Origin of the sequence: Streptomyces sp. RKAG293, assembly GCF_023701745.1 — a bacterium.
Classification (GTDB): Bacteria; Actinomycetota; Actinomycetes; order Streptomycetales; family Streptomycetaceae; genus Actinacidiphila.
The window spans coordinates 2976426-2994289 of sequence record NZ_JAJOZB010000001.1 but is presented as its reverse complement, the minus strand read 5'-3'; the positions used below and the strand labels follow the sequence as shown (position 1 = coordinate 2994289).

The window sequence follows — 17864 nt, the reverse complement described above, 5'->3', positions numbered from 1 at the left end:
GCCCCGGGTCAGAGCGCCGAGGCCGCCGCGGACGCCGGCGACCCGGCGGGCGTGGCGGGCGTGGCGGCGGGTGCGGCCCGGGCCTTCCGCATCCGCACGGCGTGCTCGTTGGTGCGGGCGTCGTACGACAGCAGCTTCGGAAGGGCCAGGGCCAGCAGCCCCACCGCCGCCACACAGGCCACACCGCCGCTCCAGACCGAGGCACGGGCGCTGGTCAGCGCCGCCATGCCACCGGCCCTGACCTGGCCGAGCTGCGGCCCGACCGAGTACGACAGCAGCTCGATGCCGGCCAGCCGGCCGCGCAGCTCGTCCGGGATCGTCTGGTTCCACATCGTCATCCGGCCGAGGGCACTGACCATGTCGCAGCCGCCGGCGACCGCCAGCATCAGCAGGACCAGCCAGATGTTCCCCATCCATCCGGCGACCGCCATCGCCAGCCCCCAGCCGATCGCCGAGATCACCACCAGCCGGCCGTGCCGGTGGATCCGCGACGTCCAGCCGCTGGTCATGCTGACCACGAGCGAGCCGACCGACCCGGCCGCGTACATCAGGCCCAGCGCCCACGGCGCGTGCAGGTCGTCGGCGAGGAACGGGAAGATCGCGGTGGGGAAGGCGAAGAACATCGCCGCCATGTCGATCGCGTACGTGCCGAGCAGTTCCTTACGGCTCCAGGCGTAGCGCGCGCCCTCCGCTATACCGCGCAGCGACGGCTTGTCCGCGTCGCGCGCCGGGGGCGAGGGCCGCAGCCCCACGGTCAGGCCGACCGAGACGGCGAACGTCCCGATGTCGATCGCGTACGCCCACGACAGTCCGGCGAAGGCGATGAGCACCCCCGCGAGCGACGGTCCCGCGATGGCGCCGACCTGCCAGCGCAGCGCGTTCAGCGACGCCGCGGCCGACAGCTGGTCGTGCGCGACGATCCGCGGCACGATCGCGTCCAGCGCCGGACGCTGCAGCCCGGTCAGGGCGCTCGACATCGCCGCCACCACGTACAGCGGCCACACCATCGGATGCGGCAGCAGGGTGTTGGCCAGCAGCAGCGCCGACAGCAGGCCGAGCGCGGCCTCGCTGTACAGGATCAGCTTCCGGCGGTCCATGGCGTCGGCGAGCGCGCCCCCGTACAGCCCGAACACGATCAGCGGCACCAGCTCGACGGCGCCGATCGCACCGACGGCGACCGCCGACCCGGTCAGCTCCTTGATCTGCACCGGCAGCGCGACGAAGGTGAGGAAGGTGCCGAAGACCGTCACGACTCCGGCCATCCACATGAGGCGGAAGTCGCGGGAGGAGCGCCACGGGGCCAGGTCGGGGAGCAGCGCTCGCAGCCGGGACGGGGGCGGGCCGGGGTCGGGTTCGAGGTCGGGTTCGGGTTCGGGGTCGCGGCCGGGGCCGGGGCCGGAAAGGCTGTCGTTCACGGGTGTGCATGCTCCGCTTCCGGGCCGCGCGGGGCAAATGGTTTTGGGCCCGGTCCGGATCTTCGCGGGCGGTGCTCGAGGACCGCTGCCGTGCTCCGCTACCAGCGGGCCGGCGGCGGTGACGTCAGCTGATCTGCCAGCCGCGCCAGCCGGTCGCGGAACGAGCCGTGGCGGCGGGCGGCCGGCAGGCTGTTCTCCCCGGCCGCGGCGGCCACCAGGTGCTGCAGCAGGTCCATCCCCATCGGCGCGGTCTCCCTCGGTGGATCCGCTTCCGGGCGGGGCCCGGCGTCCGGTTCCGGCTCTGCTTCCGGAGCGCGGACCGCTGCCGCTTCCAGCGGTACGGTCAGCGCGTCGTGCGCCAGCTCGTGCAGTCCGGGGTCTCCGGCGTCCATCGCCAGCACCGTCGCGCCGGCCCGGCGGGCGTCCGCCACCCGCTCCAGGAGCGCGGCCCCCGGCGCCTCCGGGCTGACCACGAACACCGTCTCCCCGCGCCGCGCGGCCTCCAGCCGCCGCAGTCCCACGGCCAGATGCGCGGGCGCCCCCGCCGGAATCCGGAACCGCACCAGCGTCGGGGACAGCCCGGTCAGCCCGCTCCACGCCGCCTCGTCGTCCAGGTGCGCCGCCAGATGCCAGGGCTCGTAACCCCGGGTCCCCACCAGCAGCAGTCCGCCGGGCCGCCGGTGCACCGAGGCCCGCAGCGACCCCGCGAAGGACCGGGTGGTCTGGAGCCACTCGGTCCCCGCCAGTACTTCCCGCAACAGCGCCACCCGTACCGCGTCCATGCCGGGCATCCTGCCGGACCGGCGGCACAGCGCGGGTCAGCTCGCCGCACTTCCCCCGTAACGAGTGGCGGTTCGCGGGGCGTGGCAGGATCGCCCGCATGACTTCCCCTGACGATGTGAACAGCACCCCCGGGACCGCTCCCGCCGCCCCCGCGCCCGCCAAGGCACCGGCCAAGGACCCCTGGGACCTGCCGGACGTGTCCGGCCTGGTGGTCGGCGTCCTCGGCGGCACCGGCGACCAGGGCCGCGGGCTCGCGTACCGGCTGGCGAAGGCCGGGCAGAAGGTGATCATCGGATCGCGGAACGCGGAACGCGCGCAGACCGCCGCCGACGAGCTGGGGCTCGGCGTGGAGGGCCTGGACAACGCGGAGTGCGCCCGGCGCAGCGACATCGTGATCGTGGCGGTGCCGTGGGACGGGCATGCCAAGACCCTGGAGTCGCTCCGTGCGGACCTGGCGGGCAAGCTCGTCGTCGACTGCGTCAACCCGCTGGGCTTCGACAAGCAGGGCGCCTACGCGCTGAAGCCCGAGGAGGGCAGCGCCGCCCAGCAGGCCGCCGCGCTGCTCCCGGAGTCCCGGGTGACCGCGGCCTTCCACCACCTGTCGGCGGTCCTGCTCTCCGACCCGGAGATCGCGGAGATCGACACCGATGTGATGGTGCTGGGCGAGGTCCGCGCGGACACCGACCTGGTCCAGGCACTGGCCGCCCGCATCCCGGGGATGCGCGGCGTCTTCGCGGGCCGGCTGCGCAACGCGCACCAGGTCGAGTCGCTGGTCGCCAACCTGATCTCGGTGAACCGCCGCTACAAGGCCCACGCCGGGCTGCGCGTCACCGACGTCCAGGCCGTGTCGTCGAAGTAGCGCGACGGGCGGGTCGTGGGGCACGGCGGGGTGTGGGGGACAATCGTCAGGACCGTATGTCACCGGTTTCCGGACAGGAGCTCCTCCCCATGCCCCGCCTCGCCGTCTACGCCCTCGCCGTGTTCCTGCTCACGGTCGCCGCGGCCGTCGTCTCCTTCGCGAACGGCAGCTGGACCGGCATCGTCTGGATCCTGCTGGCGGGCCTGTCCAGCAACATGTGCTGGTACTACGTGCGCAAGGCGAAGGCCGACGCCAGGGCTCAGGACGACCAGAACCTGAAGAGCGTGTAGCCGTACCTGATCGCGCCCTCCGGGACGTCGAACCAGCCCATCACGGTGTAGACGAAGTCGAAGAACGCCACGTTCACCTCGGGGATCCACAGGCACCCGAAGACCGCCAGCAGACCGAACTGCGCGAACGGCTCCACCTGCCGGCGGAAGTCGTACGACAGCCACGGCTCGATGATCCCGTAGCCGTCGAGCCCCGGCACCGGCAGCAGGTTCAGCACCGCCGCCGTCACCTGGAGCATCGCCAGGAACGCGAACGCCGCCAGGAAGCCGACCGGCCACGAGTCCGTCGCGCCGAAGGCGAACGGCAGCATCAGGACGATCGCGAAGAGCACGTTCATCAGCGGCCCGGCCGCCGAGATCAGACTGTGCTTCCAGCGCCCCTGGATCCGGCCCCGCTCGATGAAGACCGCGCCGCCGGGCAGCCCGATGCCGCCCATGATCACGAAGAGCACCGGCAGCACGATGCTGAGCAGCGCGTGCGTGTACTTCAGCGGGTTGAGGGTCAGATAGCCCTTGGCGCCTATCGTGATGTCGCCGCTGTGCAGCGCCGTGCGGGCGTGGGCGTACTCGTGCAGGCACAGCGAGACGACCCACCCGGAGACCACGAAGAGGAAGACGGCGAAGCCGGGGCTCGACGAGAAGCCGCTCCACACCGCCCAGCCGGATACGGCCATGACCGCCGCGATCCCCAGAAAGATCGGGCTGATCCGGTGGTCACTGCGGGTGTCTGTGCTGCTCATACGGGGATCATGTCGCCGGGCGGCCGTAATTTACAAGCCTGTCCCGTGATTGAGGGCAAGATGGGGGCGTGCGTTACGCGATCCTCGGCACCACTCAGGCATTCCGCGACGACGGTACCCCCGTCCCGCTCGCGGGGCTGCGCCTGCGCGCGCTGCTGACCGCGCTGGCCCTGCGCCCCGGGCGGCTGATAACCGCAGAGGCCCTGATCGACGAATTGTGGGCGGACGATCCGCCGGCGAACGCGTCCGGAGCGCTCCAGGCGCTGGTCGCGCGGCTGCGCCGGGCCATCGGCCATGACGCCATCGGTTCCGCCGACGGCGGGTACCGGCTGTGCGCCGCTCCCGAGGCGGTCGACGCGCACCGCTTCGAGCGGCTGGTGGACGAGGGCGGCCGGGCGCTGGCCGACGGCGACCCGGTGAAGGCCTCCGACCTGCTGGAGGACGCCCTCGCACTGTGGCGGGGAGCGGCGTTCGCCGATCTGCCCGACCGGGACACGCTCGCGGTGCGCTGCGAGGAACTGCGGCTGGAGGCGGTCCGGCTGCGCCTCACCGCGGGGCTCGCGCTCGGCCGCGCGGCCCAGCAGCTGCCCGAACTCGCCGGCCTCGCCGCCGCCCATCCGCTCAACGAGTCGCTCCGCGCCCTGCACATCCGGGCGTTGCGCGACGCCGGCCGCACCGCCGACGCGCTCACCGCGTACGAGGACGTCCGCCGTGACCTCGCCGACGAGCTGGGCACCGACCCGAGCGCCGAACTGCGCGCGCTGCACACCGAACTGCTGAACCCGGCGCAGGACAGTGGCCGGGAACCGGCGCTCCCGGCGGGTGCCGAGCCCGCTCCCGGGCCGCCGCCCGTGCCCGCCGCCCGCCGCTCCGGCAACGCCCGCGCCCGCCTCACCAGCTTCGTCGGCCGGTCGGCCGAACTCGACGCGATCCGCGAGGACCTGGCCGCGGCCCGGCTGGTCACCCTCACCGGACCCGGCGGCACCGGCAAGACCCGGCTGTCGCAGGAGACCGGCGACCTGCTCCGCGACCGCTGGCCCGACGGCGTCTGGTACGCGGAACTCGCACCGGTCAGCGATCCGCGGACGGTCCCCGAGGCGGTGCTCACCTCGCTCGGCCTGCGCGAGACGCTGCTGCACCCCGCCAGCGTGACGGAGCAGGCGCTGGGTGCGGAGGGCAAGACCAAGGACCCGGCCAGGATGCTCGCGGAGTACTGCGCGAGCCGCAGCCTGCTGCTGGTGCTCGACAACTGCGAACACGTCATCGGCGCGGCCGCCGCCCTCGCGGAGCAGCTCCTCGCGCACTGCCCGGACGTCACGATCCTCGCCACCAGCCGCGAACCGCTGGGCGTCCCCGGTGAACGGCTCAGGCCGCTGGACCCGCTGCCGGACCCGTTCGCCCTGCGGCTGCTCGCCGACCGGGGCGCCGCCGCCCGGCCCGGGTTCACGGTGGAGGACGACCCGGTCGCGTGCGCCGAACTGTGCCGCCGGCTCGACGGGCTGCCGCTCGCCATCGAACTGGCCGCCGCCCGGCTGCGCAGCCTCACACCGCGCCAGCTCGCCAACCGGCTCGACGACCGGTTCCGGCTGCTCACCGGCGGGAGCAGGACCGTACTGCCGCGCCAGCAGACGCTGCGCGCGGTCGTCGACTGGAGCTGGGACCTGCTGGACCCGGCGGAACGGAGCCTGCTGCGCCGGCTCGCGGTCTTCGCGGGCGGCTGGACGCTGGAGGCCGTCGAGGAGGTGTGCTCCGGCGACGGGATCGACGCCGCCGACGCCGCGGCGCTGCTCGGGTCGCTCGTCGACAAGTCGCTGGTCCTCGCCGACCTCACCGACGACGGCGCCCGCTACCGGATGCTGGAGACCATCGCCGAGTACGCGGCCGAGCGGCTCGACGAGTCCGGTGAGCGCGCGGTCGTCGAGGGCCGCCATCTGCGCTGCTTCCGCGAGTACATCCGCATCGCCGACCCGAAGCTGCGCGGCTCCGAGCAACTGCTGTGGCTGGCACGGGTGGAGCGCGAGCACGAGAACCTGCGGGTCGCGCTGCGCCGCGCCGTCGAGCTGGGCGACGAGCAGGAGGCGCTGTACCTGCTGCTGGCCTGCGGCTGGTTCTGGGAGATGCGCAACTACTACACCGAGCAGCTGACCTGGCCGGCCGCCGTTGCGGCACTGGGACCCGACCCCTTCGACGAACCGCCCGTGCTGGAACCGGTGGAGCGCGGGCCGCTCGAGACGCCGCCGCCGATGGGCCGGGAGCAGCTGGACGAGGCGCGGCGCTGGGTGCGGATGATGCGGTTCGTCACCAACGAAGGCGGCATGGAGACCCGTTGGGGCGAGCCCGAGGTCGCCAGGATCGGCCGGGCGATCATCGAGGCCTATCCGCCGCACCTGCCGCAGACCGCCCGGCGGCCGGGACTGATGAGTCCCTTCGCGGCCTTCCTGTCCGGGGAGTTCGAGCGGCTGCCGGAGCTCGCGGACAACCTGGTGCTGAGCTGCCGCGAGTTCGGCGGGCCCTGGGAGCTGGCGTTCGCCCTGCAGATCCGGGCCAAGACGCTCAACGACGTGACGGAGAAGCTCGACCAGTCGATGGCCGACGTCCGGGAGAGCCGGGAGCTGTTCGCGCAGGTCGGCGACCGCTGGGGGATGACCGAGGCGCTCGCCGCCGAGGCCGAGGCGTGCTCGAACAGCGGTCAGTGGGAGCGCTCGGCCGAGTGCTGCCGCGAGGCGATCACGATGGCCCGGGAGCTGGGTTCGCACCAGCAGGTGCCGCTGCTCAAGGTGCGGCTCGCCGACATGATCGTCAACATCGGGGACGCCGAAGCGGGCGAGACGATGCTCCGGGCGGCGATCGAGGACGCCGACGAGATCGGTCCCGCCGCGGGCGGCTCCGCCTTCTACGGGCGCGTCCTGCTCTGCGCGATGCTGGCCCGCCGGGGGGACCTCGACGAGGGCCACGCCCTGGTCGACGAGATGCTGGCCGTCCCGCCGGTCGGCGTCCCGACGTTCATCCAGGGAATGCTGCGCGGGATCAAGGGCTGGCTGACCTGCCGGAGCGGCGACCCCGACGGGGGCCTGGCGCTGCTGCGCGAGGGGCTCGAGGAGTTGGGCAGCAGCACGCTGACCGAGGTCATCGCGCCGCGGATCGGCATGCTGCTGGTGCCGGTGGCGGAGGCGATCCTGGTCGCCAAGGCGTCCTCGGCGGCCACCCCGCAGGAGTCGGCGGCGTTCGCCGGCCGGGCCGCGACCATCCTCGGCGCGCACGACCGGCTGCGGCCCACCACCCCCTCCCCGCTGGAGCGGCTGGAACTGGCGGAGGCCGAGCAGGCCCTGCGGGCGCTGATCGGCGATGCCGCGTACGACGTCGCGTACGCCGAGGGCGATGGCCTCTCCGCCATGGAGACCATCGCCCTGATGCGTGCCGAGGACTGACACGGGTTCTGCCACGGGTGCCGGCCCGGACCGGGCCGGCGGGTGCCGGTCAGGTCTTGGTGCGGAACTTGCGGATGGCCAGCGGCGCCGTCACCAGCGTGATGCCGACCGACCAGGCCAGGGTGACCAGGACGGAGTGGGCGACGGGCCCGCCGTTCATCAGGTTCCGCGCGGAGTCCGCCAGGTTCGACAGCGGATTGACATCGGTGAAGTTCTGCAGCCAGCCCGGCATCGTCGTCGTCGGTGCGAAGATCGACGATCCGAACTGCAGCGGCATCAGGACGAGCATGGCCACCCCTGTACGGCCTGCGCGGTCTTCATCGTCAGCCCGAGCAGGATGAAGATCCACATGAGTGAAGCCCCGAAGACCATCGAGAGCGCGACCGCGGCCAGCAGGTGGAACACGGACGTGGAGATCGACAGGCCGAGGATGAATCCCATGATCAGCAGAATCGTGGTGGCGACCAGCATCCGGCCGATCTCCACGACGATCTTGGCGATCAGCACCGAGGAGCGGGCGATCGGCATGGTGCGGAAGCGGTCCATCACACCGGTGTTGAAGTCCTGGTTGACACCGCTGCCGACGGCCATCGAGATGTTCATGCCCATCATCGCCATCAGGCCGGGGACCACGTAGTTCACGTACTCCTGCTGATGGCCCTTGCCGGAGATCGCGCCGCCGAAGACGAAGACGAACAGCAGCGTGAAGATGATCGGCATCAGCACGGCGTCGAACATCGACTCCGGGTCTTCCTTGATCTGCAGCATGTTGCGGCGCGCGAGCGCCCCGATGTGCCGCAGATTGGCCCGGAACCCTATCCGGCCCTCGTGTGACTGCGCCTTGGCGGGCGCGGTGGTGGTGATGACTGCGGCGCTCATGCCGCTACCCCCTGTTCTGCGTCGGACTTCTCGGTGACGGACCCGGACTGCTCGCCGGGAACGGCCTGCCCGGCGCTGCCGGACGGCCCGTCCTGGTCCGGCTTCTGGCCGGTGATGGAGAGGAACACCTCGTCCAGGCTGGGGAGATGGGTCCCTATCCCGGCGATGCCGAAACCGCGGGTGCCCAGCAGCCCGACCACCGCGGTCAGTTGCTCGTCGCTGAGGATCGGCACATTGAGCACGCCCTCCGCGTGGTCGACGGTGGCGCCGGCCACCCCGTCGAGACCCGCGTCGGCGAGCGCCGCCGACATCGCGGGCAGCGTCAGCGTGTCGCTCGGCCGGATCTGCAGGGTCCGCCCGCCGACCTTGGCCTTGAGCTCGGCCACCCGGCCGTTGGCGATCACCCGGCCGCGGTCGATGACCGTCAGCTCGTCGGCGAGCTGCTCGGCCTCCTCCATGTACTGCGTGGTCAGCAGGACCGTCGCGCCCTCGGCGACCATCCGCTTGACCTCGGCCCACACCTCGTTGCGGGTGCGCGGGTCCAGGCCCGTCGTCGGCTCGTCCAGATAGAGCACCGACGGGTTGCCGATCATGGAGGCCGCGAGGTCGAGCCGGCGCCGCATGCCGCCGGAGTACCCGCTCGCCGGCCGCTTGGCGGCCTCGGTGAGCGAGAACCGCTCCAGCAGCCCGTCGGCGCGGGACCGCGCGTCCTTGCGGGACAGATCGAGCAGCCGCCCGATCATGTAGAGGTTCTCCCGGCCGGAGAGCTTCTCGTCCACCGAGGCGTACTGCCCGGTCAGACCGATCACCCGGCGCAGCTGCCGCGGCTGCCTGAGTACGTCGTATCCGGCGACCCGGGCACTGCCCGCGTCCGGCTGGATCAGGGTGGACAGCACCCGTACCAGCGTCGTCTTTCCGGCCCCGTTCGGCCCCAGCACACCGAGCACGGTGCCCTGCCGAACGTCGAGGTCGACACCGTCCAGGGCTTTCGTCTCGCCATAGTGCTTGACCAGCCCCCGTACCTCGACGGCGGCGCCCAACTTGTCACTCTGTCGCGTCGTCATGTGTCAACCATGGCGGGCCTCACTGACAGCGGACCGACATGCCACCGACACCGCCCCCACCGGGCTGACACCGCGATCACACGGCGATGACACGGTGATCGGCCGGCCGTCGGACCGGCGACCACACGGCCGTCAGGTGGTCGGAACGGTGACCAGGTGCTGCCCGGAGGAGGTGACGACGTCGAAGCCGGTGATGTCGGTGGGGGAGAGGGCCGCCGCACCCTGGACGGTGAGCGGCTCGGGCTGCGCGGTGGTGCCGTACCCGGCGGCCGGAACCGACCAGGTGGCGACGGTCTGCCGGCTGCCGTCCCGGCCCACGGCCACCAGACTGCAGGTCAGCGGGCCGTTGACGCCGGAGAGCTTGAGGTCCACCTGGGTGCCCCACTTCTTGCCGGTGACACCGACCGTGGCACTGGCCCCGGTCGCCGGGTCGCCCGCGGTGAACTGCGCGGCCGCCGCCGGCGCCCCGCCGTCCTGCTGGGTGACGAGGACCGCGACGGCCGAGCCGCCGAGGGCCAGCACTCCGCAGGCCGCCAGTGCGAGCACCAGCCGCCGGCCGCGGCCGGGCCGCCGCCTGGGACGGTGTGTCGCGATCTGCTGGGCCGGCTGTACGGTCCGCTGGGCGTAGGGCTGCGCGGCGGGCTCGGGGAACGGCTGCGGGAACGGCTGCGCAGGCGGCCGCGCGGACGTCGCGCCGGACGGCCACTCCCGCACGGGCTCCGGTACGCCGCCGCTCTGCCGCAGCTCACCGAGGAGCGGTACGAGTCCGCTCAGCTCGTCCAGCTGCCGTCCGCACTCCTCGCAGCCCGCGAGGTGCTGCTCGAAGCGCGTCATCGCGTCGTCGTCCAGCGCGCCGATGAGGTAGGCGCCGACGTCCAGGTGCGGGTCGGGGGGTGCCCCCGGTCCGGGTGCGTACTCCGTCATGAGGTGGTCACCCCTCTCTCCTCCAGTGCGTTCCTGAGCGCCCGCAGGGCGTAGAACACCCTGGAGCGCACCGTGCCGGGCGGTACGCCCAGCTCGTCCGCCGCCTCGGTCACCGTACGGCCCGCGAAATACGTCTCGATCAGCACCTGCCGGTGCGCCTCGGTCAGATCGCCGAGTGCGTCGGAGATCGTCATGAGCCGCAGCGACCGGTCGAGTTCGTCCTCGGCGGGCAGCTGGTCGAGTGCGGCCGGTGGTGCCTCCGGCGGACGGGACTGCCGGCTGCGATGGCCGTCGATCACGATACGTCGCGCGACGGTCACCAGCCAGGGCCGCAGCGAACGGGCCGCCGGATCCAGCCGTCCCGCGCTCTTCCAGGCCCGCAGCAGCGTCTCCTGGACGACGTCCTCCGCCAGATACCGGTCACCACCCACCAGGTTCAGCACAAAGCCGAGCAGCGCGCCCGCGTGTTCGCGGTACAGCGCGCGCATGAATTCCTCTTCCGGGAGCGGCCCGGTGGGATCCCCGTCCACGGCGGCATCCTGTCGTACCCGGCGCCGCGGCGCGAGTGTCGGCGATGAGTGGTTCTGCATCAGTACCCGTTCGACCCGGTATCGGACGGTGCGGGCGACTGCGCCGTACCGCCGGCCTTCGTGCCGTCGGGAGCCACCGCGAACCAGGTGCCGCCGACGCCCTGACCATGCGTGTCGCCGGCCTTGGCGTCACCGCTGTAGCGATACAGCGGCCAGCCGCCGAGAGTGGCCTGCTTGCTGCCGTCCGGGCGGGTGACCGTGCCGACGAGGTGCAGGTCGACGCCCTTGACGGTGCTGACCGCGGCGACAGCCGGCCAGATGGCCGCGCACTGTCCGGCGCAGTTGGACGTCGGCGGGGCGGCCTTGTCCTTGTCGAACCGGTAGAGCGTGAAGCCCTGGGCGTCCGTGACGATCGCGCCGAGCTTGGCGTCCTGCGCCGCCGCCAGCCCCGCGCCGGCCGTGGTCGACGAGGACGAGGCCGGCGGGGGCGGGGTGGTGTCGCCACCGCTGCCGGAATTCGAGGATCCGCATGCGCTGAGTGCCAGCAGCGCCGCGGCGGCGAAAGCTCCGGCCGCCGCCGTTCTGCTGGTGAGGGTGATAGGCATGATGACTTCCCGTACTGTGCGGGGTTCGCCGCCGCTGGCGGCGCTCACCCTGTAGTACGCATCCCGGGCCCGGACGACTCACCCGCCGGCGAACGAGTCGTCCGGATCCGGAACGGCCCTGCCTTACCCCGTCCTGCTGAGCCACGGCTTAGTGGAAGCTGTGCTCCTCGGCCGGGTACGCCCCGCCCGTCACGTCCTCGGCGAACGCCTTCGCCGCGTCACCGAGCGCCGAGCGCAGCTGCGCGTACTGCTTGACGAAGCGCGGCACGCGGTCGCCGGTCATGCCCGCCATGTCGGTCCACACCAGCACCTGGGCGTCGCACTCCGGGCCGGCGCCGATGCCGATGGTCGGGATGTGCAGCGACCGGGTGACCTCGGCGGCCAGTCCGGCCGGCACCAGCTCCAGGACGACCGCGAAGGCGCCCGCGTCCTGCGCCGCCTTGGCGTCGCGCAGCAGTTGGTGGGCGGCCTCGTCGCCGCGGCCCTGGACCCGGTAGCCCATGGCGTTGACGGACTGGGGGGTCAGGCCCAGGTGCGACATGACCGGGATGCCGGACTGCACGATCAGCTCGGTCTGGGCCAGCGAGCGCTCGCCGCCCTCCAGCTTGACCGCCTGCACCCCGGCCTCCTTGACCAGCCGGGTCGCGCTGCGCAGCGCCTGGACCGGGCCTTCCTGGTAGGAGCCGAACGTGAGGTCGCCGACGATCAGGGCACGGCTGGTGCCGCGCACGACGGCCGCGGACAGCATCGTCATCTGGTCCATGGTGACCGGGACGGTGGTGTCGTAGCCCAGGTGGCAGTTGCCCATCGAGTCGCCGACCAGCAGCACCGGGATCCCGGCCTCGTCGAAGACGGAGGCGGTCACCGCGTCGTAGGCGGTGAGCATCGGCCACTTCTCGCCGCGGTCCTTGGCGGCGGTGATGTCGCGGACGGTGATGCGGCGCGTGCCCGTGCCCCCGTACAGCGCGCGGACGCTGTCGGATTGCTTCTGGGCAGCCGGAATCTGCGTCATGGCAACGGCTCCTTCAGTCATCTCGAGGCACCCTGACGGCGTCCCCGGATCCCTTCCATGCTGGCACGTGCGGCCGCCTACGCAAAGAGCCCCCCTGTTTTTACCCCTGCTTTACGATACGAGACGGTCCCGTATCGGAAATGCGGGCTAGCGTGGAGCCATGTCCATATCCTCGAGTCAGTCCCGAGCCATCCCCGAGGCGATCCACCGCCGCAGGTGGGCGATTCTCACCGTCCTGCTGTTCAGCCTCCTGGTGGTGGTGCTGGACAACTCGATCCTCAATGTGGCGATGAAGACGATCGCCCAGCCCGCCCCCACCGGCCTCGGGGCGACCCAGAGCCAGCTCGAATGGGCGATCAACTCCTACACCCTGGTCTTCGCCGGGCTGCTGTTCACCGCGGGCCTGCTGGGGGACCGGCTGGGCCGCAAGAAGGTGCTGCTCTTCGGCATGCTGGTCTTCGGCATCGGCTCCGCGCTCTCCGCGGTGTCCGACTCGTCGGGGCAGCTCATCGCCTTCCGCGCGCTGATGGGCTTCGGCGGCGCGTTCATCATGCCCGCGACGCTCGCGATCATCATGAACGTCTTCGAGCGCGACGAGCAGCCCAAGGCCATCGGCATCTGGACCGGCGTGGTCGGCCTGGCCATCGCGATCGGCCCGATCACCGGCGGTGCGCTGCTGGAGCACTTCTGGTGGGGCTCGGTCTTCCTGATCAACGTGCCGATCGTGGCCGTCGCCCTGGTCGCGATGGTCATCCTGGTGCCCGACTCGAAGGACCCCAACCCGGGCCGTCTCGACCCCGTCGGCGTGCTGCTCTCCGTCGTCGGCCTGGTCGTGCTGATCTACGGGATCATCAAGGGCGGTCAGCTCGGCGACTTCACCCAGCCCAAGGTCTGGCTGACGATCCTGGCCGGTCTCGTGGTGATCGCCGGCTTCGTGCTGTACGAGAAGCGCAGCGACCACCCCGCCTTCGACGTCAACTACTTCCGCAACCGGCAGTTCTCCGCGTCGGTCGCCGCCATAGGACTGGTCTTCTTCGCGCTGATGGGCGTGACGTTCTTCGTCGTCTTCTACACGCAGAGCGTGCGCGGCTACAGCGCCCTGGAGTCCGGCGTGCTGCTGCTGCCGCTCGCCGCCGCCCAGATGATCTTCGCGCCGCGCGCCCGGCTGGTCGTCGACCGGTTCGGCCCGCGTGCGGTGTGCGCGACGGGCCTGGCGCTGACGGCCGTCGCGTTCCTCGGCTTCCTGCTGCTCGACCAGAACACCCCGATCTGGATCCTGGAAGTGATCTTCTTCCTGATGGGTACGGCGATGGCACACGTCATGCCGCCCGCCACCGTCATGATCATGTCGTCGCTGCCGCGCGAGAAGGCCGGCTCCGGATCCGCCGTCAACAACACCTTCCGGCAGGTCGGCGGCGCGCTCGGGGTGGCCATCCTCGGCTCGCTGCTCTCCACCACCTACCGGAACGGCATCGACGGCCACCTCGCCGGTCTCCCGGCGCCCGCCCGGCACGCGGCCGGTGAGTCCATCCAGGCGACGCTCGGCGTCGCGGAGAATCTGGGGCCCGCCGGCAAGGCCCTCGTCCAGCCCGCGAACAACGCCTTCATCCACGCCATGCACATCACCGCCATCGGGTCCGCGTCCGTCGCGGTGGTCGGCACCCTCGTGGTGCTGGCCTTCCTGCCGCGCAAGGACGCCGTGCCGGAGCAAGGCGGAGAGCGGGCCCCGGAGGCGGTCGGAGCGGAGCGATGAGCGACGCCGGGAGCGACGCCGCACCGCGCGGCCGCCCGCGCAGCGCCGCCGCCGACAGCGCGATCACCGAGACGGTGCTCCGGCTGCTGGAGGAGGGCGTCACGATCGGGGAGCTGTCCATCGAGGGCATCGCCCGTGACGCCGGGGTCGGCAAGGCCACCGTCTACCGGCGCTGGCCGGGCAAGAACGCTCTGTTGATGGACGTACTCAACTCGATCGACGAGCCGACGCCGGCACTGGCGGGGACATCGGTACGGGACGACCTGGTCACCATGATCGACGCCATCCGGCGGCGCGGTCTGGCCAAGCGCTCCTCGGCCGTGATGCGCAACATCCTCCTGCAGTTCCAGCAGGTCCCCGAGTTGTGGAAGCAGTACCACGACACCGTGGTCGTCACCCGGCGGGACGCCATGCTCGCGGTGCTGGAGCGCGGGGTGCGAACCGGCGAGATCCGGGCCGGACTCGACCTGGAACTGCTCGGCGACATCTTCGCCGGCCCGATGCTGAGCCGGGCCATGATGCGGCCGGGCGCGTCGCTGGAGGACGGGCTCTCGGAGCTGATCGTCGACACGGTTCTGGAGGGCGCGTGCCCGCGTTGACCGCGTTGACCGATATGTACGCGTCTTGTCACAGGGGACGGTGGCGGCGGGTTCCGGTGGAACCCGCCGCCCCTTCCGGCCCGTCGGTTCTTATGTCGATCCCTTAGGGTCGGCATTGCAATCGGCAAGGCAGTGAGGACCCCCCATATGACCCAGGCGCACATGACCGACGCGACCACGGACGGCCCCGAGCCGAACCGTTCGGCCTCAGGAGCGCGACGGCGCTTCGGCTGGCAGCGCGACGGCATGTGGCGCAGAGGCATCATCACCGCCGCGCTCGCGGTGATCCTGGCCCTGCTGTTGTCCTTCCACTCCGACGTACCGAACCGGATCGGCAACCTCGGCAGCCTGTTGGAGACGTTCCTGCCCTGGCTGGGCCTGGCCGTTCCGGTGCTGTTGGTGGTGGCACTGGTGCGCCGCTCGGCGACGGCGCTGATCGCCCTACTGCTGCCGGTCCTGGTGTGGTTCAACCTCTTCGGCGGACTGCTCACCGACAACGAGAAGTCCGGCGGCAACCTGACGGTGCTCACGCACAACGTGAACGCCGACAACCCCGACCCGACCGGCACCGCGAAGGACGTCATCGCCGCCGGCGCCGACCTCGTCGCGCTGGAGGAACTGGCGGCCGGTCAGGTCTCCACGTACCGGGCGGCGCTGGCCGGCGCCTACCCCTACCACTCGGTGCAGGGCACCGTCGGGCTGTGGAGCAAGTACCCGATCCAGGGTGTGCACGCGGTCGACATAAGGCTCGGCTGGACGCGCGCCATGCGGGCCGCCGTCTCCACCCCGCAGGGCCAGATCGCGGTCTACGTCGCGCACATGCCGTCGGTGCGGGTGAAGTTCAACGCGGGCTTCACCGCCGGGCAGCGCGACAGCGCGGCCGACGCGCTCGGGCAGTCCATCGCGCAGGAGTCGCTGACCAAGGTCGTGCTGCTCGGCGACCTCAACGGCACCATGAACGACCGCTCGCTGGCGTCCGTCACCTCACAGATGCGCTCCACGCAGGGCGCGGCGGGCAACGGCTTCGGCTTCAGCTGGCCGGCCGACTTCCCGATGGCCCGGATCGACCAGATCATGGTCAGGGGCATCGAGCCGATGTCGTCCTGGACGCTGAAGAAGACGGGCAGCGACCACCTGCCGGTCGCCGCCCGCCTGCAGATGTGAGCCGGGGGAAGGTCAGTTCTCCGCGCGGCCGGTCTCGCGCCACCGCGAAGTGATCGGCAGCCGCCGGTCCTTGCCGAAGCCCTTGGCCGAGATCTTGGTGCCCGGCGGGTACTGCCGGCGCTTGTACTCGGCCGTGTCGGTCAGCTTCAGGATCCGGGTCACCAGCTCCGGGTCGAAGCCCGCGCCGATGATCGCGTCCCGGCCCTGGTCCCGGTCGACGTAGAGCTCCAGCACCCGGTCGAGCACGTCGTAGTCGGGCAGTGAATCGGTGTCGACCTGGCCGGGGCGCAGTTCGGCGCTGGGCGGCTTGCTGATCGAGTTCTCCGGGATCGGCGGGGTCCCGCCCTTCGCCGCGGCCGACGCGTTCCGCCAGCGGGCCAGCCGGAAGACCGTCGTCTTGTAGACGTCCTTGATGGGCCCGTACGCGCCGACCGAGTCGCCGTACAGGGTCGAGTAGCCGACGGCCAGCTCGCTCTTGTTGCCCGGTGCGAGCACGATGTGGCCCTCCTGGTTGGAGATGGCCATCAACGTGGTGCCGCGCAGCCGGGACTGCAGGTTCTCCTCGGCGAGGCCGGTGAGCCCCAGCGCCGCCATGTACGCGTCGAACATCGGCGCGATGGGGACGGTCCTGAGGTTCAGCCCGGTGCGGCGGGCCAGTTCCTCGGCGTCACCGATCGAGTGCTCCGACGAGTACCGGGACGGCATGGCGACGCCGTAGACGTTGGCGGCTCCGAGCGCGTCGCAGGCGATGGCGGCCACCAGCGCGGAGTCGATGCCGCCGGACAGCCCGATCAGCACCGACCGGAAGCCGTTCTTCGTGACGTAGGCGCGCAGGCCCGTGACGAGGGCGGTGTAGACCTCCTCGTCGTCGGTCAGCCGCTCGGCGTAGCCGCCGGCCACCTCCGGCTCGTAGCGCGCGACCGGCTCGGTGGAGAGGATGACGTGCTCGATCTCCAGGCCGTCGTCCAGGACGCCGGACGGCACCGCGCCCGCGGCGGGCAGCTCCAGGTCGACCAGTACACAGCCCTCCTCGAACTGCGGGGCGCGGGTGATCACTTCGCCGGCCGCCGAGACCACGATCGAGTCCCCGTCGAAGACCAGCTCGTCCTGGCCGCCCATCATCGCCAGATAGGCGAGGGTGCAGCCGGCTTCCTGGGCGCGCTTGCGCACCAGCTCCAGACGCGTGTCGTCCTTGTCCCGCTCGTACGGCGAGGCGTTGACCGACAGCAGCAGCCCGGCGCCGGCGGCGCGGGCGGCGGGCACCCGGCCGCCGTCCTGCCACAGGTCCTCGCAGATCGCGAGCGCGACGTCCACCCCGTGCACCCGGATCACCGGGAGGGTGTCACCGGGGACGAAGTAGCGGAACTCGTCGAAGACGCCGTAGTTGGGAAGGTGGTGCTTGGCGAAGCGCAGCGCGATCCCGCCGCGGTACAGCACCGCCGCCGCGTTGCGCGGCGACCCGGCGGGCTGCCCGTAGCGCGGCTGGGCCTTCTCGCTGCGGTCCAGATAGCCGACGACGACGGGCAGTTCCCCGAAGCCCTCGGCGGCCAGCCGGCCGGCGAGCTCGGCCAGCGCGGACCGGCTGGCCTCGACGAAGGACGACCGCAGCGCGAGGTCCTCCACGGGGTAGCCGGTCAGCACCATTTCTGGGAACGCCACCAGGTGGGCTCCACGCTCGGCCGCATGCCGGGTCCAGTGCACGATCGACTCGGCGTTCCCGGCGATGTCACCGACGCAGGAGTCGATCTGATTCAAGGCGAGGCGAAGTTGAGGCACCCCTCCACTGTAATCGTCACACCGACGCGATGTCCTGGCCGAG

The 17864-nt window shown here is 71.7% G+C and carries 15 protein-coding genes and 1 pseudogene; 6 read left to right on the top strand and 10 right to left on the bottom strand.

What is annotated here, in order from left to right; all coding sequences use genetic code 11:
• Positions 1-8 precede the first annotated feature (8 nt).
• On the bottom strand, positions 9-1325 hold the full coding sequence (locus tag LNW72_RS13260) for an MFS transporter (protein WP_250980136.1): 1317 nt from the start codon (positions 1323-1325) through the stop codon (positions 9-11).
• 188 nt (positions 1326-1513) lie between these two features.
• Positions 1514-2197, bottom strand: a complete 684-nt coding sequence (locus tag LNW72_RS13255; protein WP_250975595.1) for a hypothetical protein — start codon at positions 2195-2197, stop codon at positions 1514-1516.
• A 98-nt stretch (positions 2198-2295) separates the two neighbouring features.
• Here LNW72_RS13255 and npdG point away from each other — a divergent pair, with 98 nt between their 5' ends.
• A complete protein-coding gene (gene npdG, locus LNW72_RS13250; protein WP_250975594.1) occupies positions 2296-3057 on the top strand; it encodes an NADPH-dependent F420 reductase in 762 nt (253 codons plus the stop codon).
• 89 nt (positions 3058-3146) lie between these two features.
• Positions 3147-3347 carry a hypothetical protein gene (locus LNW72_RS13245; protein WP_250975593.1) on the top strand — a complete coding sequence of 67 codons (201 nt, stop codon included), beginning with the start codon at positions 3147-3149 and terminating at the stop codon, positions 3345-3347.
• On the opposite strand, the gene LNW72_RS13240 is transcribed toward LNW72_RS13245, so the two are convergent.
• Positions 3317-4087 (bottom strand): site-2 protease family protein, encoded by a 771-nt coding sequence (locus tag LNW72_RS13240; RefSeq protein ID WP_250975592.1) that lies wholly within the window; start codon positions 4085-4087, stop codon positions 3317-3319. The genes LNW72_RS13245 and LNW72_RS13240 overlap by 31 nt on opposite strands.
• Positions 4088-4155: 68 nt before the next feature.
• On the opposite strand from LNW72_RS13240, the gene LNW72_RS13235 reads away from it, so the two are divergent.
• Complete coding sequence (locus tag LNW72_RS13235; protein ID WP_250975591.1) at positions 4156-7515, top strand: BTAD domain-containing putative transcriptional regulator; 3360 nt, start codon at positions 4156-4158, stop codon at positions 7513-7515.
• 49 nt (positions 7516-7564) lie between these two features.
• Here LNW72_RS13235 and LNW72_RS13230 read toward each other — a convergent pair.
• The 6 genes and pseudogenes from LNW72_RS13230 to panB form a co-directional block, all read right to left on the bottom strand.
• Positions 7565-8394, bottom strand: a pseudogene (locus tag LNW72_RS13230) (ABC transporter permease).
• Entirely contained in the window at positions 8391-9458 is a 1068-nt protein-coding gene (locus tag LNW72_RS13225) for an ATP-binding cassette domain-containing protein (RefSeq protein WP_250975590.1), read from the bottom strand. The pseudogene LNW72_RS13230 and the gene LNW72_RS13225 overlap by 4 nt, the downstream one beginning before the upstream one ends.
• 132 nt (positions 9459-9590) lie before the next feature.
• Positions 9591-10382 carry a zf-HC2 domain-containing protein gene (locus LNW72_RS13220; protein ID WP_250975589.1) on the bottom strand — a complete coding sequence of 264 codons (792 nt, stop codon included), beginning with the start codon at positions 10380-10382 and terminating at the stop codon, positions 9591-9593.
• Positions 10379-10972: a sigma-70 family RNA polymerase sigma factor gene (locus LNW72_RS13215; protein WP_374117233.1), complete on the bottom strand. Its 594-nt coding sequence runs from the start codon at positions 10970-10972 to the stop codon at positions 10379-10381. Before LNW72_RS13215 ends, LNW72_RS13220 begins: the two co-directional genes overlap by 4 nt.
• Positions 10972-11517 (bottom strand): hypothetical protein, encoded by a 546-nt coding sequence (locus LNW72_RS41620; RefSeq protein ID WP_308401934.1) that lies wholly within the window; start codon positions 11515-11517, stop codon positions 10972-10974. The genes LNW72_RS13215 and LNW72_RS41620 overlap by 1 nt, the downstream gene beginning before the upstream one ends.
• A 148-nt stretch (positions 11518-11665) precedes the next feature.
• On the bottom strand, positions 11666-12529 hold the full coding sequence (panB, locus tag LNW72_RS13205; protein WP_250975588.1) for a 3-methyl-2-oxobutanoate hydroxymethyltransferase: 864 nt from the start codon (positions 12527-12529) through the stop codon (positions 11666-11668).
• A gap of 160 nt (positions 12530-12689) precedes the next feature.
• Here panB and LNW72_RS13200 point away from each other — a divergent pair, with 160 nt between their 5' ends.
• From LNW72_RS13200 to LNW72_RS13190, 3 genes are all read left to right on the top strand, one after another.
• Positions 12690-14282 (top strand): MFS transporter, encoded by a 1593-nt coding sequence (locus LNW72_RS13200; protein WP_250975587.1) that lies wholly within the window; start codon positions 12690-12692, stop codon positions 14280-14282.
• On the top strand, positions 14279-14881 hold the full coding sequence (locus tag LNW72_RS13195) for a TetR/AcrR family transcriptional regulator C-terminal ligand-binding domain-containing protein (protein WP_250975586.1): 603 nt from the start codon (positions 14279-14281) through the stop codon (positions 14879-14881). The genes LNW72_RS13200 and LNW72_RS13195 overlap by 4 nt, the downstream gene beginning before the upstream one ends.
• Before the next feature lie 246 nt (positions 14882-15127).
• The gene (locus LNW72_RS13190; RefSeq protein WP_374117407.1) at positions 15128-16045 is read left to right on the top strand and encodes an endonuclease/exonuclease/phosphatase family protein; all 918 of its coding nucleotides are present in this window, start codon (positions 15128-15130) and stop codon (positions 16043-16045) included.
• Between the two features lie 12 nt (positions 16046-16057).
• Here the strand turns inward: LNW72_RS13190 and LNW72_RS13185 are convergent, their stop codons facing one another.
• Positions 16058-17821, bottom strand: a complete 1764-nt coding sequence (locus LNW72_RS13185; RefSeq protein WP_250975584.1) for an NAD+ synthase — start codon at positions 17819-17821, stop codon at positions 16058-16060.
• Positions 17822-17864 lie beyond the last annotated feature (43 nt).

Excerpts from the sequence above, each read along its gene's own strand:
- LNW72_RS13255 (WP_250975595.1), bottom strand. The coding sequence starts at position 2,197 with ATGGACGCGGTACGGGTGGCGCTGTTGCGGGAAGTACTGGCGGGGACC.
- npdG (WP_250975594.1), top strand. The coding sequence starts at position 2,296 with ATGACTTCCCCTGACGATGTGAACAGCACCCCCGGGACCGCTCCCGCC.
- LNW72_RS13245 (WP_250975593.1), top strand. The coding sequence starts at position 3,147 with ATGCCCCGCCTCGCCGTCTACGCCCTCGCCGTGTTCCTGCTCACGGTC.
- LNW72_RS13240 (WP_250975592.1), bottom strand. The coding sequence starts at position 4,087 with ATGAGCAGCACAGACACCCGCAGTGACCACCGGATCAGCCCGATCTTT.
- LNW72_RS13225 (WP_250975590.1), bottom strand. The coding sequence starts at position 9,458 with ATGACGACGCGACAGAGTGACAAGTTGGGCGCCGCCGTCGAGGTACGG.
- LNW72_RS13220 (WP_250975589.1), bottom strand. The coding sequence starts at position 10,382 with ATGACGGAGTACGCACCCGGACCGGGGGCACCCCCCGACCCGCACCTG.
- LNW72_RS13215 (WP_374117233.1), bottom strand. The coding sequence starts at position 10,972 with ATGCAGAACCACTCATCGCCGACACTCGCGCCGCGGCGCCGGGTACGA.
- LNW72_RS41620 (WP_308401934.1), bottom strand. The coding sequence starts at position 11,517 with ATGCCTATCACCCTCACCAGCAGAACGGCGGCGGCCGGAGCTTTCGCC.
- panB (WP_250975588.1), bottom strand. The coding sequence starts at position 12,529 with ATGACGCAGATTCCGGCTGCCCAGAAGCAATCCGACAGCGTCCGCGCG.
- LNW72_RS13200 (WP_250975587.1), top strand. The coding sequence starts at position 12,690 with ATGTCCATATCCTCGAGTCAGTCCCGAGCCATCCCCGAGGCGATCCAC.
- LNW72_RS13195 (WP_250975586.1), top strand. The coding sequence starts at position 14,279 with ATGAGCGACGCCGGGAGCGACGCCGCACCGCGCGGCCGCCCGCGCAGC.
- LNW72_RS13190 (WP_374117407.1), top strand. The coding sequence starts at position 15,128 with ATGTGGCGCAGAGGCATCATCACCGCCGCGCTCGCGGTGATCCTGGCC.